The following is a 14,428-nucleotide window of genomic DNA, read 5'->3' as shown; positions in this document are numbered from 1 at the left end:
GCTACGATGGGCCATTGCTGATGCGCGTGTGTCCGCTATGCGAGCGCGCCGCGCATCCTGGCTACGGGATCGATAAGGCCCCACGCCCAACCCAATTCCCCGCCTGGCTTTCCAGCCGCGCCCGGATGAAGTCCATCAACGTGCGGGTGGCCAGCGTGGGAAACCGGTTCGGCGCGGTCAGCATGTAGATGCTGTCGCCCACGCCTTCGGGCTCGTACTCCGGCAGCACCTCCACCACTTCGCCGCGCCCGATCTGCTGCCACACGGCATAGCGCGGCAGCAAGGCAACGCCAAGCCCCGCCATCATCGACTCGAACAAGAAGGGGTAGTCGCCGGACTGGATGCGCGGGGCGACCCGCAGGATCAGCGGCGTGCCGGCCAGCTTCAGCTTGAGATCGAAGCGGCGCCCCAGCGACGCCGGCGCGATCAGGTCGCAGTGGCCGAGATCCTCCGCGCGGCTCACCGGCCCGCGCTCCGCCAGGAAGCCGGGCGATGCGCACAGGCACCAGCCCACCTCGCAAATCTTGCGCGCCACGTGATCCTCCGGCGGCAGGGAGGTGATCTTCAGCGCCACATCCACCTCGGCGGAAATCAGGTCGCCGATATAGTCGTTGATCAGCACGCGCAGGGAGATGGCCGGGTACTGCCGGGCAAATTCCAGCAATACCTGCGCCAGGTACAGGTGCCCGAGCCCGGTTGGCAGGCGGATCCGCACATCGCCGCGCACGGTCTGGCCCAGGCTGTCGATGGAGGTGCCCGCCGCCTGCAACTCATCCAGCATGCGCACGCCGTGCGCATACAGCAGGCGCCCGGCCTCGGTCAACTCCACGTGGCGGGTGGTGCGCCGCATCAGTTGCGCGCCCATGTGCTGCTCCAGCGCCTTGAGCCGGCGCGAGACATTGGAGCGGGTCATGCCACCGCGCACGGCAGCGGCCGTGAGTGTCCTGGATTCCACCAGGGTGACAAACAGCCGGATGAGGTTCAGGTCGAAGCTAGCGTTATTGTCAATCATGAGTCAACACGGATGGCACAGGTCGGCGGATTGTCGCGGCCAGGAGTACGCCCTAGCATAAAGCATCCGACGCCACCTTACGACTCTTCGATCCCTACCGATGACCCAGACCAACTCGCAACACCCACTACCATCGCATTCCGTTCCTTCATCCGAAGCCGACGCCGACCTGCCCTTCGCCGGCCTGCGCATCCTGGATATCAGCCAGGGCATTGCGGGCCCGTATTGCGCGCATATCCTCTGGCAACAAGGCGCGGACGTCATCAAGGTCGATCCGCCCGCCGGAGACTGGGGCCGGCATGTCGGCGTGGTACGCGGCGAGCACAGCGCGCTGTCGATCGCGTACAACGCCGGCAAGCGCGGCGTCTGCATCGATGCGGCCACCGACGCCGGCAAGGCGTTGTTGTTCGACCTCGCGCTGCAGGCGGATATCGTGGTGCAGAACTTCCGGCCGCAGGTTGCCGAGCGGCTTGGCGTGGGCTACGCCGCGCTGTCCGCGCGCAACCCGGCGCTGGTCTATGTGTCCATCAGCGGCTACGGCGCGGACGGCCCCTATGCCGACTATCCCGCCTCGGACTCCGTGATGCAGGCCGACAGCGGCCTGATGCATACGAACCGCATGGCCGACGGCACGCCGCGCCGCATCGGCATGCTGCTGGCTGACGCGGCCACCGGCCTGTACGCGGCGCAGGCCTGTGCCGCCGCCTTGTGCAGGCGCTTTCGCAGCGGCGTGGGCGCGCATGTCGAGCTGAGCCTGTTCAACGCCTGCGTGGCGCTGCAGGCCAACAACATCCTAGAGTACGCCATCCAGGGCGCCGTGGCCGCCGGGCCGGTGAGCGCACCGAATGGCGTCTTTGCCACCAGAGATGGCAGCCTCACCTTGCTGGCGCTCAACAATGCGCAATTCGGCAGGCTCTGCCGCGCGCTGGATCGCCCAGGCTGGGCGGAAGATGCGCGCTTTGCGGACAACGCCAGCCGCATGGCGCACGCGGCCTGGCTGCAGGACGCCGTGGCTACGGTGCTCAGCAGCCAAAGCACGGCGCACTGGCTCGGCATCTTGCAGGCGCACGACATCCTTCATGCGCCGGTGCGCGACTACCAGCAAGTGCTCGACCACCCGCAAGCGGCGCAGCAGGGGACCTTCCAGACGGTCGAGCAGGCGGGGCTGGGCGCCCTGCCGTTTGCCGGCATCCCCACCAAGGGCCTGCGGCGAGCGGCCACCGCCGCGCCGCGTGTCGGAGAACACACCGAAGCCGTGCTGCGTGAATTCGGTGTCACCCCGGACCAGCTCGCGCAATTACTGGCGACGGGCGTGGCCAGGCAGGCCAGCCCTCTGGCGGGTAAAACCACCACGGGAGGCACGGCATGATGCGGGCCCTGCTCTGCGAACATTTCGGCGAAGCGCAGGACGTCCGCCTTGCTAGCATCCCGCGGCCGGCGCTTGCGGATCCGCACGCGGTCACTCTGGCCGTGGAATACGCCAGCGTAAGCCATGCCACAGGCCTGATGGTGGCGGGCCGCTACCAGACCAAGCCGCCATTGCCATTCGTGCCTGGCACCGAGGCGGTCGGCCGCGTGGTGGCTTGCGGCGCCGCCGTAACCCGCCTGCACCCTGGCGACCGCGTGGTAGCCATTGCCGACTGGGGCTGCTTTGCAGAAGAAGTCACGCTGCCGGAATACACCGTCTACCCCATTCCCGATACGCTCGACGCGCTGCAAGCCCTGCCGATCCCGCTCTCCTACGGCACCGCTTACTGCGGCCTGGTGTGGCGCTGCGCGGTGCAGCCCGGCGACACGGTGCTGGTGCTTGGCGCCGGCGCCGGCGTCGGCCTGGCGGCGGTGGAAATCGCCCACCAGCTCGGGGCGCAGGTGATCGCCTGTGCCAGCACCGAAGCGAAACGCGCGCAGGCCCTGCGCCGCGGCGCCATGCATGCACTTGCACCGGACGACCTCGCCGCCGCCGTCAAACGCGTGACTGGCGGGCGCGGTGCCGACGTGGTGGTGGACCCGGTAGGCGGCGACCTGTTCGACCAGGCGCTGCGCGCGGCGGCGGCCAATGCGCGGATACTCAGCATCGGCTTTGCCAGCGGCCGCATCCCGCAGGCGCCGCTGAACCTGCTGCTGGTAAAGAACCTGACGCTGCATGGATTTTTTGCAGGCCGCTATATCGGCTGGACGCCTGCCAACGAGCGGGCACAGCATGCGCCTGCGCTGCAGGCCGTCATGCAGACGCTGTGCGGCTGGGCCAGCGAAGGCAAGATTCGACCGACCGTGTCGAAGGTGTACCCGATGACCGGGCTGGCCGAGGCGCTGGGCGCTCTGGAAGCCAGGCAGGTCGTCGGCAAAGTCGTGCTAAAAATCAAGGAGACAAATTCATGCCATTCCGATTCAGGGTCCTGAACACGCAGCGCAGTACACAGCACACCAAACATCGCCGATCCGCGCTACGCCTTGCTCTGATGGCAACGTTGGCAACAGCCGCCCTTGCTGCCTTGGGCACGTCGCCCGCCCGCGGCGCCGACGATTTCCCGCAGCGCCCGATCCGCATGGTGCTGCCTTACCCCCCGGGCGGCCCTACCGACCTGCTCGCGCGCGTGGTCGCCGTCAAGATGGGCGACACGCTCGGGCAGACGGTGGTGATCGACAACAAAGCGGGCGCCAGCGGCATGATCGGCGCGGAGGTGGTTGCCAAGGCGGCGCCCGATGGCTACACGATCCTGGCCAATGCCTCGCTGCATGTGATCAACCCGAGCATCTACCCCAAGATGCGCTACGACGCCTTCCGCGATTTTGTGCCCATCACGCAACTGGCGGATGTGCCGCTGGTGCTGGTGGTCAACAACGATTCGCCGGTCAGGACCGTGCAGGACCTGATCGCCTATGCCAAGGCCAGGGGCGGCAGCATCAACTTCGGCTCGGCCGGCAATGCGTCGGCCCAGCAACTGGCGGCCGAATCGTTCAAGTTCGCCGCCAATGTCTCGATGCAGCACGTGCCGTACAAAGGCAGCTCGCCCGCGCTGACCGACCTGATGGGCGGCCAGATCCAGTTGATGTTCGATTCGATGCCGTCCGCGATGCCGTTCATCAAGGCCGGCAAGCTGCGCGCCGTGGCCGTCACCACGCTCAAGCGCGCGCGTGCCCTGCCGGACGTGCCCACGGTGGCGGAATCCGGCTTGCCAGGCTTCAATATCAGCACCTGGTACGGCTTGTGGGCGCCGCGCGGCACGCCGGCCCCGATCGTCCAGAAGCTGGCGGCCCACGCCGCGCAAGCGCTGCGGCAGCCGGACGTGCAGCGCCAGTACGCCGACATGGGCGCCGAGCCGGTGGGCTCCTCCCCCGCCGAGTTCGCGCGCTACACCGTGGCAGAGGGCAACAAGTGGGCCGAGATCGTGCGCAAGTCGGGCGCCAAGGCGGATCAATAGCCATCGGCGCGCTGCCGTGGCAGGCGGCAGCGCCGATGGACAGATCCGACCCCCGGCGGGACAATTGCCATCCCGGTGCCCGCCCCCGCCCCATGAAAACCGTCCCGACCTACTCCCTCTACGGGGTCAACTCCAACGAGCCCCTGCTGGAACAACTGCATTTCGAGTCGATCCCGGAGCGCAGCGGCGTCAACGACTGGGAAATCAAGCCGCACCGCCACGAACGCTTCTTCCAGGTTCTTTACGTGCACCAGGGCGGCGGCCGCGCGCTGCTCGATGACCGCGAGTATCCCTTGGGCTCGCGTACCGTGGTGACGGTGCCGCCGCGTTGCGTGCATGGCTTTCGGTTTACGCCGGACGTGGATGGCATCGTAATCACCATGACCGACCACTACCTGCACACGCTGCTGGCTGGCGTGCCGGATGCGCTACCGCTGTTCGAGCGGCCCTACCATGACCAGTTCGGTGGCCCGGTCGGCAGCGAACGCGATGACGCCACCGTGCTTGCCGGAGCGCTGGAACTGTTCCGCGCGGAGATGAACGCGGTATCGCTGTGGCGCGGCGCTGCCTTGTCGGCGCTGCTGTCCTTGCTGCTGGTGGGCATTGCCCGGCGCGCTTGCGGCGCGGGTGCAACCGGGGCGCAGCCGGCGGGCAGGACCGCGCGCCACTTCCAGCAGTTCCAGCAACTCGTGGAGGCGCGTTTTCGGAATCACCAGGACCTGGCGGGCTATGCCGACACGCTCGGTATCTCACCCACCCAGCTCAACCGCATCTGCCAGCAACTGGCCGGCAGGAGTGCGCTGCAGTTGATTCATTCGCGCCTGATCGTGGAGGCGCAGCGCGACCTGCTCTATAGCGATCTCGACATCAAGCAGATCGCCTCGACGCTGGGCTTTGCGGATGCCGCGTATTTCGCGCGCTTCTTTGCCAAGCACGTGGGCCAGACACCGAGCGCTTTCCGGCAGCACGGGCGCGCTCGCCTGCCGGCGCCGCAAGCCGCGCGCTAGCCCCTTGCTTTACAACGAGAAACTGTCGGAACGCGCCAGCGGCCAGTACTTCTCGTAGAGCTGGTAGCGGAAGTTCCCGTTGATCAGGTCCCCCGGCGTGAGGAATTTGAGCAACTCGGACATCAGCCGCACTTCGTTGGGCGAGATGCGCCGCACGATATGGTGCGGCTTGAGATCGCCCGGATGCTTCAGGCCGGCTGCCTGCAGGATTTCCAGCAGCGCATGCAGCGTCTGGCGGTGGAAGCTGGCTACGCGATCCGCCTTGTCAGGCACCACGATGGCGCGCTGGCGCACTGGATCCTGCGTGGCCACGCCCACGGGGCAGCGGTCGGTATGGCACTTCTGCGCCTGCACGCAGCCGAGCGCAAACATAAAGCCGCGCGCCGAGTTGCACCAGTCGGCACCGGTGGCCAGCGTGCGCGCCACGTCAAAGGCGGTGATGATCTTGCCGCTCGCGCCGATGCGGATCTTGTCGCGCAGGTTCACGCCCACCAGCGTGTTGTGCACCAGCAGCAGCCCCTCTTGCAGCGGCACGCCGATATGGTCGACAAACTCCAGCGGCGCCGCTCCCGTGCCGCCTTCGGCGCCATCCACCACGATGAAGTCCGGCAGGATGCCGGATTCCAGCATGGCCTTGACGATGCCGAAGAATTCCCACGGGTGCCCGATGCAAAGCTTGAAGCCGGTGGGCTTGCCGCCGGACAGCGTGCGCAGCCGGTCGACAAACTGCAGCAGGCCCAGCGGCGTGGAGAACTCGCTGTGCGTGGCCGGCGAGATGCAATCCTCGCCCATGCCGATGCCGCGCGTGGCGGCGATCTCCGGCGTCACCTTGGCCGCCGGCAGCACGCCACCGTGGCCCGGCTTGGCGCCTTGCGAGAGCTTGACCTCGATCATCTTGACCTGTGGCGAGCGCGCCTGTTCGGCGAACTTGTCGGGATCGAAGCCACCGTCCGGGCGGCGGCAGCCGAAGTAGCCGGAGGCCACCTCCCAGATCAGGTCGCCGCCTTCGGCCCGGTGATACGGCGAGATGGAGCCTTCGCCGGTATCGTGGATAAAGCCGCCGAGCTTGGCGCCGCGATTGAGCGAGCGGATCGCATTGCCCGACAGCGCGCCAAAGCTCATGGCCGAGACGTTGAAGATCGACAGCGAGTAAGGCTGGGCGCGGCCCTCGCCTACGGTGATGCGGAAGTCGGCGGAGGGGATGCGGGTCGGCGCGAGCGAGTGGCTGATCCACTCGTGGCCCGCCAGGCGCACATCGATCTCGGTGCCGAAGGGCCGGCTGTCGACCTCGTTCTTGGCACGCTGGTAGACCAGGCTGCGCTGCTGGCGCGAGAACGGCATCTCATTGGTGTCGTCCTCGATGAAATACTGGCGGATCTCCGGGCGGATGAACTCGAACAAGAAGCGCAGGTGGCCCCAGATCGGATAGTTGCGCAGGATGGAGTGACGCGACTGCGCGATGTCATGCATGCCCACCAGCAGCAGCACGACCGGCGCTGCCAGCCACGCCGGGGAGATGCGTTGAACGGCGGCGAGTGCCGCAAGGACCAGCAAGGCGAGCGCGGTCAGCCAGACCGCGCCGTAACGACGAGAAAGCATGGGGACTCCTTGACTCCTTATGGCCGGCACACGGCCGGCAACCCCACGATTATCGCCGTTCCTTGTTACATGGGCTGATACCCGGTTGCACCGCCCTGCCCGGCGCGCACCTCCGGTGGCCGCTGCGGGGCTTGATCGGCCTCCACGGCCGCGACGATCTGCGCGAAGGCGGCATCGGTTCCGGCATCGGCAACAGCATCCACACGTGGAACATGCCCTCGTACTCGTAATACCGCAGCGGCAAGCCCTGTTGCTCCGCAAGCGCGCGGTAGGTGCGGCAGTCTGGCAGCAGGACGTCGTGGGTGCCGATGAAAAGCGTCACTGGTGGCAGGCCACGCAGGCTGCCGTAGATGGGGCTGACCTGTGGGAGCGTGACCGGATCGCCGCCGGCATAGACGCGGCCGCACTCGATGCCGCCGAGCTTCGACAGCATCGGATCGAGGGGTTCGAGCGCATCGATGGCCGGGTTGCTGCCGGTGGCATCCAGGAACGGCGACAGCAAGACCAGGCGGCCGGGCAGCGCGCGCCCGGTATCCCGGGCCACTTGCGCCAGCGCGAGCGCCATGCCACCGCCGGCGGAGTCGCCCATGACGGTCAGGCTGGCGGGCGGCTTGCCGCGGACCAGCTGGTCGTAGAGCGGCAGTAATCCTGCAAAGACTTCACGGTGGTATGCTCGGGCGCCAGCGGATAGATCGGCACGGTCACCGTCGCGCCGAGCGCGTCCACCAGCTTGCCGATGAAGTCCCAGTGCTGGCTGACGATATCGAAGACGTAGCCGCCGCCATGCAGGTAAAGGATCTGCCTGCCGCTGTCGCCGTCCCGCGGGCGCACGGTGTAGACCTCCACGCCGGCCACGGGTTCCATGCTCACCGCATGACGCGCCATCAAGCGCGGCGTGGGATCCGCGCGGCCGATCTTGCGGCGGCGGCGAATTTCCTCATGCAGCGCCTGCGCGCTGGAAAAACGCTGTTTGCGCCGGACCAGGCGCAAGGCAAGCCGCCACAGGCGGCACTGGATGCTAGGCATGACGATCTCCCGGAGTCTTGCATCGGCTTCGTGCTGGCCGGCTGGTCGATTGCAACGCGGGAAGGAAGCGAAAAACGTCCCACTTCCGCAACCGGTTTGCTCTCCTCTCCCGCTCGCGGGAGGGGCCGGGGGAAAGGGAGCGACAGCCCTCGTCATTCCAGACGGCTTGGGCGCATCCCGCATACAAAAAAGGAGCCGGCTAGCGGCTCCTTTTCAAGCTGGAATCAGGGCCCCTATCAGGCGGCAGCTGCGTCCTTCAGCTTCTTCAGCGGGCGTACCTTGACCTTGACGCTCGCCGGCTTGGCCGGGAACCAACGCTCTTCACCGGAGAACGGGTCCTTGCCGAAGCGCTTCTTCTTGGCCGGTACTTGCTGAGCCGTGACCTTCATCAGGCCGGGAAGCGTGAATTCGCCTGCGCCCTTCTTGTGCAATGCGCTGACGATGGTGTTTTCCAGATGGGCCAGCACCGTCTTCACGGCCTTTGCGTCCAGCTGGGTCTGTGCTACCAGGTGAGCGACCAGGCTCGACTTGTTGAAGGTGTCCTTCAGCGGGCGCGGGGTCACCGCGGCAGCCGGAGCAGCCTTCTTGGCCGGCGCGGCCTTCTTGGCAACAGCCTTTACGGGAGCGGCTTTGGTTGCCGGTGCCTTCTTGGCAGCGGTCTTGGTTGCAGTCTTCGCGGTCGGATTCGCTTTGGTCGCCATATCGATAAATATGAGTTGAACAGAATGATGTCGCACGGGATGTGGCATCCGATGTCGCTCGACGCTTCGTCGATCGACTATCGGCGGCGCGCGGCATCGACTGAATCATAGCGGAAACAACGGCACGTCAAGGGGTTTTCGTGTGTGCGAGTGTAAAAACCGGGGTTTTCCCCGGGTTTTTTCGATGTTTTACCTCGCGCGGCCTGCCGTTGTGTCGCGCGGACGCAGCAGTGGATGCGTCCGTGGACTCTATTTACAAGGGGTAAACGCGCGATTTCGTCTTTTTTGCCACGCCGGATGCCGCGCGCGCGCCGAGGATTTCAGCCGCCTTCTTGCGCGCGCGGCACCCTTAGCCGCGCAGCTCGCGCCGCAGGATCTTGCCCGTGACCGTCTTCGGCAGCTCGTCGATGATCTCCACCACGCGCGGGTATTTATAGGCGGCCATGCGCTCCTTGCACCAGGCCAGCAGCGCTTCCGGCGTGACACTGGCCTGCGGTTTCAGGCTGACCACGGCCTTCACCGTCTCGCCGCGATAGGCGTCGGGGATGCCCACCACCGCCGCCTCGCGCACCGCGGGGTGCGTATACAAGACGTCTTCCACCTCGCGCGGCCAGACCTTGTAGCCGGCGGCAACGATCATGTCCTTCTTGCGGTCGACCAGGTAGAACCAGCCTTGCGCGTCCATGAAGCCAACATCGCCGGTGTGGAAATAGCCGCCCGCCATGGCTTTTGCTGTTTCCTCCGGCTTGTTCCAGTAGCCCGGCACGATCATCGGCCCGCGCGAAATGATCTCGCCGACCTCGCCCACCGGCACCGGCGCGCCCGCATCGTCGCCGATGAAGGAATCGACGTTGAAGGCGGGCACGCCGATCGCCAGCGTGCCGGAGGCCGGATCCACCGGTGCCGCCCGGCCCAGCGGCACCACGTGGGTGGGCGAGTTGGTTTCGGTCAGGCCGTAGCCATTGTGGATATAGTGGCCAAACCTGGCGCGGAACTGCTCCACCACGCTCGGCGGGATCGGCGCGCCACCCGAGTAGATCTTGCCCAGCGTGGCGAAATGCTCGCGGGTAGCCTCGGGGTGGTTCATCAGCGCGATGAAGACCGTGATCGAGCCGATGGTGAACTCGACCCGCCGGTCGCGGATGGCCTCCAGCACCACGCCCGGCTCGAAGCGGCAGGCAAGCACCAGGGGCGCGGCGCAGATAAAGGCCGCCGCCACGTGGCCCACCAGGCCGGTGATATGGAAGAGCGGCGCCACGCCGAGGATCGGTCCCCCCTCCCGCAATCCGATCCAGTCGCGGTACACCTGCGCATTGAAAGCAACATTGCCATGGGTGTTCATCGCACCCTTGGGCACACCGGTGGTGCCGGAGGTGTACACCAGCATCGCGATATCGTTTGCCTCGAGCGTGACCGGCGCAGGGCTCTGGCCCAGGTACTCTTGCACCAGCGCCAGCAGATCGGGCACGCCCTCGGCGGGCTGGCGCTTGGTCGCGGCAAACAAGCGCGGATCGGCGCGCGTCTGGAAATCCAGCTCGGACGTGGTGATCACCGCTGGCAGCGCAAGGGGCGCGCTGCCGTCGCCCTGGCCGCGCCGCTCAGCATCGAACAGCCCGCTCACCACATCGGCATAGAGCGATTCGTGGCAGATCAGTACCTTCGCGCCGGAGTCGGCCAGCACCAGGCGCAGTTCGCGCGCCCGGTTCATGGGGTTGACCGGCACCGCGATGGCGCCGAGCTTCCACGCGGCAACCAGCCCGATGACGAACTGGGGCACGTTCTGCAGGTACAGTGCAACCCGCTCGCCGCGCGTACAGCCGCGCGATGATAGCGCTACCGCCAGCGCGTCGGAAAGCGCATCCACCTCGGCATGGCTGAGCGTGGCGTCGAAGTAGTGGATTGCCGGGCTGGCCGGCGCGCGCTCCGCGGCGGCCCGGAAAATGGACAGCGCGTCGGTAAACTGCGGGGTGATGGTGTGCGGCTGGCCGGCGTTGTAGCTGGAGAGCCAGGGTTTCTCTTCATAGGGCGTCATGAGGCACCTCGATAGGCACGGCGGGTAGTGTCAAGAATTGCGCTTGGTCGAAACGAAGCTGGCGCCGCCCGGCGCAAGAGGCCATTGAGGCTTCTCCACCGGGCGGCGCCGAGGGCTGGTTTTCTGCTTGGTTTACTTGATGACCACCGGGTTGACCGGCGCGCCACTGCCGTTCACGACCTTGAGCGGCGCTGCCGTATAGAGGAAGGTCCACTGCTTATCGTCCGCGCAGTCCGCCGCGAGCGGGTCCAGCTGCGCGATCTCGGTCAGGGTGACGCCCAGGTTGCGCATCAGCGCATTGTGCAGCGGCAAGGCCACGCCCGAGACCGGGTCCACCGTCACCTCGTTGGCAATCGTGTCGGTGACGAGGTTGGGAATCTCCATGCGATGGAACCACTCGACCAGTTCGGGGCTGTAGGTCAGGCCCGGCTCGACGAACTCGCGATAGAACTCGGCCTGGTCGCGCTTGTAGAAGGAGCCGATCCAGCCGGTGCGGATCACCAGGATGTCGTGCTTCTCGATGCGCACGCCCTGCATCTCGGCCGCGGCCAGCAAGTCCAGGTGGGTGAAAGTCTCGCCCGGGCCGAACACGTCCTTGCCGCGATGGCGCGCCATGTCGATCAGGATGCCGCGCCCGACCACGCCGCGCTCCGCGATCGGCAGGATGCTGGCCTTTTCCAGGCCGCCGATGGTGGATTTGGCATCGTAGCCGTTCCACAGCTGATCGCCGTACCAGACATGGCCCAGGGCGTCGTACTGGGTCGAGCCCTGCAGGTACATGATCATCATGTCGTCCGCGTACTCGGCCTCGCCGGGGAACTTCGGGCCCTTGCCGCAAAGGTAGTGGCCCTTGTCCATCACGTTGAGGCGGCGTGCCTGCGAACGCCCCGGCCAGACCGGGTCGCCGGCGGGGTTTCCCATCTGGATCTGCAGGGTGAAGGTCTTGCCGGAGCGCACGCAAGCCACGCCGCGCAGCACCTCCGCCCGGGTGAGATAGTTCAGCGATCCGACCTCGTCATCCGGCCCCCATTTGCCCCAGTTCTTCGGTGCATCGCGCAGCAACTCGGCTACCAGCGGGACGTTCTTCGATTCCATGCCATGTCTCCTTTTTGGATTGACCCTGGGGGATCGCACTGTGCCGGTCATGTCCGCGGTGCATGGTCGAACATGCGTGGAGAACATAAATTAGAACGGTCGTGCGTTTTATTGTGGGTCGAGTGTAGGACCAGGCGCAGGACAATGTCCACACATGGAAACCCGTCCGAGGGTTTCAGGGACCCGCTTCAGTCGCCCAGCCCAAAGGCCAGCAGCGGCCCGAGCACCAGGGCCCCGAGCACGATCATGGACAGGCCGCTGTCCATGTGCTTCCATTCGTGCAGCACGGCGCGCGCATCGACCTGCGCCCAGAACAGGGACACGACGCCCAACAGGACGACGATCACCGCGGCGGCCAGCGCGAGGAGTCGCGCGTGGCACGGCGGTGCATATCGGAAGGGTTATCATTGGAAGCGCGGACGCCTTGCATGGCCTGACTCCTGGGAACTTGTGACGATGACAATCGATTCAATGGCGCCCATTGTCGTGATCCCTGCCTGAACCCATGCTGAGCGCGCCGTTCAGCTTGCGTTCAGGCAAGGCACGGCAGACTGCTTCGTTCCATCAAGGCTTGCTCACAATCGTATTGCCCCGCTCCCTCACGCCATTGCCTTCGTCCCGCACCGCGCGTTCCCCGCGCACCTCATCCCTGCCTCGCGCACTGTTGCCGTTTCTAGCTGCCTTGTCGCTGCTGCTGGCGGCACCGCCGCACGCCCATGCCGACAAGGACGCCGACCGCGCCCGCGCCGCCGTGCAGTCCGGCGAGATCTTGCCGCTCACGCGCATCCTGGAGACGGTGTCGGCGCAGTACACGGGCGATGTGATCGGCGTCAAGCTCGACCGCGACGATGGCGTCTGGCAGTACGAGGTCAAGCTGCTGCTGGCGAGCGGCTCGGTGGCCAAGCTCGAGTACGACGCAAAGACCGCCACCCTGCTCAAGGCCAAGGGGCGCGACCTTGACCAGGCTCGCAAGAAGCCCTGCCCCCCCATGCGCATCCTCCTGGTAGAAGACGAGGCCGTGCTGGCCGCCCAGATCCACGCCAGCCTGGTCAGCGCGGGCTACGCGGTCGATACGGCCGCGCACGGCATCGATGCCTGGCACCTGGGCGCCGAAGAGCCTTACGATGCCGTGGTGCTCGACCTCGGCCTGCCCGGGCTGGATGGACTGTCCGTGCTGCGCCGCTGGCGCGCGGCGCAGGTGAGCCTGCCGGTGCTGATCCTGACCGCGCGCGACAGCTGGACCGACAAGGTGGAAGGCATCGATGCCGGGGCCGACGACTATCTCGCCAAGCCCTTCCGCATGGAGGAGTTGCTGGCCCGCATTCGCGCGCTGATCCGCCGCGCCCACGGCATGCCCGCGCCTGAGCTCGCATGCGGCCCGGTGCGCCTGAACGCGCGCACGGGCGTGGCGACCGTCGACGGCGCCGCGGTGATGCTGACCGCGCATGAGTTCAAGGTGCTGGATTACCTGTTGCACCACCCGGGCGCGATCATCAGCAAGGCCGTGCTGACCGAGCACATCTACGCGCAGGATTTCGACCGCGACAGCAACACCATCGAAGTCTTCATCGGACGGCTGCGGCGCAAGCTCGGCGTGGACGTGATCGAGACCGTGCGCGGACAGGGCTACCGCCTGCGCCCGCCGGCGTCTCCCGACGCTCCCGAAGCTTCGGCAGCCCCCGCCAACTTACCCATGCGCCAGTCCTTAGCCATCCGCCTGCTAGCGGTCGCGGCCATCTGGCTGGCCGCGGCGCTGGGCGGCACCGGCTGGCTGCTCTCCACCCTGTTTGCGCGCCATGTCAACGATACCTATGTGCGCCAGCTCGACAACCAGCTCACCAGCCTGGCTGCCGCGCTGGACTGGAGCGCCGACGGCAAGCTCGCGCTGACCCGCGCCCCGGCCGACCCGCGCTTCGATCTGCCTTACTCCGGCGCCTACTGGCAGGCACAGGCGCCAGGGGCCACGCTGCGCTCACGCTCGCTCTGGGACGCCGAGATGCCAGCCACGGTGGGCAACAAGGTAGCGGGCAGCCATGCCGAGATCCGGCCCGGGCCAAGCGGGCAATCGTTGCTGGTAGTGTCGCGCCCCATCGTGCTGGCGTCGGCCGATACGCCGGTGATGCTGTCGGTGGCGCTGGATCGCACCGAGCTGCGCGCGGCGCGCCAGGCCTTCAACCGGCTGCTGGGCTGGTCGCTGACGGCGCTGGGCGCGGGCCTGCTGCTGGCGGTGGCGGCCCAGGTGAAGTTTGGCCTCGCGCCGCTGGCGCGGCTGCGCCAGGCACTGGCTACCTTGCAGGCACGCCGCGAGAGCCGGCTGGGGGGCACGTGGCCGTCCGAGGTGGTGCCGCTGGTCACCGAGATCAATACCTTGCTGGCGCGCAACGCCGATGCGCTGGAGCGCTCGCGGCGCCAGGCGGCCGACCTCGCCCACGCCGTCAAGACGCCCCTCGCCATCCTCGCCAACGAAGCCGAGCGCCTGCCCGGCGAAGCGGCGGCCGCTGCCGCCAGCCAGGTCGAGGCCATGCGCCGCCAGG

At 67.0% G+C, this 14,428-nt stretch carries 12 protein-coding genes and 1 pseudogene; 5 read left to right on the top strand and 8 right to left on the bottom strand.

Translation table 11 applies throughout. The features are described 5' to 3' along the window. Positions 1–61: 61 nt before the first annotated feature. On the bottom strand, positions 62–1,012 hold the full coding sequence (locus ACGLHR_RS30315; protein WP_400098248.1) for a LysR family transcriptional regulator: 951 nt from the start codon (positions 1,010–1,012) through the stop codon (positions 62–64). A 100-nt stretch (positions 1,013–1,112) separates the two neighbouring features. On the opposite strand from ACGLHR_RS30315, the gene ACGLHR_RS30310 reads away from it, so the two are divergent. From ACGLHR_RS30310 to ACGLHR_RS30295, 4 genes are all read left to right on the top strand, one after another. Continuing rightward, the gene (locus ACGLHR_RS30310) at positions 1,113–2,381 is read left to right on the top strand and encodes a CaiB/BaiF CoA transferase family protein (RefSeq protein ID WP_400098246.1); all 1,269 of its coding nucleotides are present in this window, start codon (positions 1,113–1,115) and stop codon (positions 2,379–2,381) included. Beyond that, a complete protein-coding gene (locus ACGLHR_RS30305) occupies positions 2,381–3,412 on the top strand; it encodes an NADPH:quinone oxidoreductase family protein (protein WP_400098288.1) in 1,032 nt (343 codons plus the stop codon). The genes ACGLHR_RS30310 and ACGLHR_RS30305 overlap by 1 nt, the downstream gene beginning before the upstream one ends. Further along, complete coding sequence (locus ACGLHR_RS30300; protein ID WP_400098244.1) at positions 3,388–4,434, top strand: tripartite tricarboxylate transporter substrate binding protein; 1,047 nt, start codon at positions 3,388–3,390, stop codon at positions 4,432–4,434. Before ACGLHR_RS30305 ends, ACGLHR_RS30300 begins: the two co-directional genes overlap by 25 nt. A gap of 92 nt (positions 4,435–4,526) precedes the next feature. Then, positions 4,527–5,441, top strand: coding sequence for a helix-turn-helix domain-containing protein (locus ACGLHR_RS30295; protein ID WP_318232288.1), 915 nt, complete (start codon positions 4,527–4,529; stop codon positions 5,439–5,441). A gap of 9 nt (positions 5,442–5,450) precedes the next feature. Here ACGLHR_RS30295 and ACGLHR_RS30290 read toward each other — a convergent pair whose 3' ends face one another. The 7 genes from ACGLHR_RS30290 to ACGLHR_RS30260 form a co-directional block, all read right to left on the bottom strand. Then, complete coding sequence (locus ACGLHR_RS30290; protein WP_400098242.1) at positions 5,451–7,040, bottom strand: FMN-binding glutamate synthase family protein; 1,590 nt, start codon at positions 7,038–7,040, stop codon at positions 5,451–5,453. Positions 7,041–7,089: 49 nt separating this feature from the next. Beyond that, on the bottom strand, positions 7,090–7,629 hold the full coding sequence (locus tag ACGLHR_RS30285; RefSeq protein WP_400098240.1) for an alpha/beta hydrolase fold domain-containing protein: 540 nt from the start codon (positions 7,627–7,629) through the stop codon (positions 7,090–7,092). 5 nt (positions 7,630–7,634) lie between these two features. Then, the gene (locus ACGLHR_RS30280) at positions 7,635–8,066 is read right to left on the bottom strand and encodes an alpha/beta hydrolase (RefSeq protein WP_400098239.1); all 432 of its coding nucleotides are present in this window, start codon (positions 8,064–8,066) and stop codon (positions 7,635–7,637) included. A gap of 236 nt (positions 8,067–8,302) precedes the next feature. Beyond that, positions 8,303–8,767, bottom strand: coding sequence for an HU family DNA-binding protein (locus ACGLHR_RS30275; RefSeq protein WP_400098237.1), 465 nt, complete (start codon positions 8,765–8,767; stop codon positions 8,303–8,305). Between the two features lie 349 nt (positions 8,768–9,116). After that, positions 9,117–10,799 carry a class I adenylate-forming enzyme family protein gene (locus ACGLHR_RS30270; RefSeq protein WP_400098235.1) on the bottom strand — a complete coding sequence of 561 codons (1,683 nt, stop codon included), beginning with the start codon at positions 10,797–10,799 and terminating at the stop codon, positions 9,117–9,119. Between the two features lie 132 nt (positions 10,800–10,931). Then, positions 10,932–11,894 (bottom strand): cyclase family protein, encoded by a 963-nt coding sequence (locus tag ACGLHR_RS30265; RefSeq protein ID WP_400098233.1) that lies wholly within the window; start codon positions 11,892–11,894, stop codon positions 10,932–10,934. A 188-nt stretch (positions 11,895–12,082) separates the two neighbouring features. Next, on the bottom strand, positions 12,083–12,241 hold the full coding sequence (locus ACGLHR_RS30260; protein WP_400098231.1) for a hypothetical protein: 159 nt from the start codon (positions 12,239–12,241) through the stop codon (positions 12,083–12,085). Positions 12,242–12,882: 641 nt separating this feature from the next. Here ACGLHR_RS30260 and ACGLHR_RS30255 point away from each other — a divergent pair. After that, positions 12,883–13,539, top strand: a pseudogene (locus tag ACGLHR_RS30255) (response regulator); the annotation flags it as partial. Positions 13,540–14,428: the final 889 nt, after the last annotated feature.

The organism is Cupriavidus sp. CuC1, from assembly GCF_044627735.1.
GTDB lineage: Bacteria > Pseudomonadota > Gammaproteobacteria > Burkholderiales > Burkholderiaceae > Cupriavidus > Cupriavidus ulmosensis.
The sequence above is the reverse complement of the archived record's forward strand: the minus strand, read 5'-3'. Positions and strand labels throughout refer to the sequence as shown.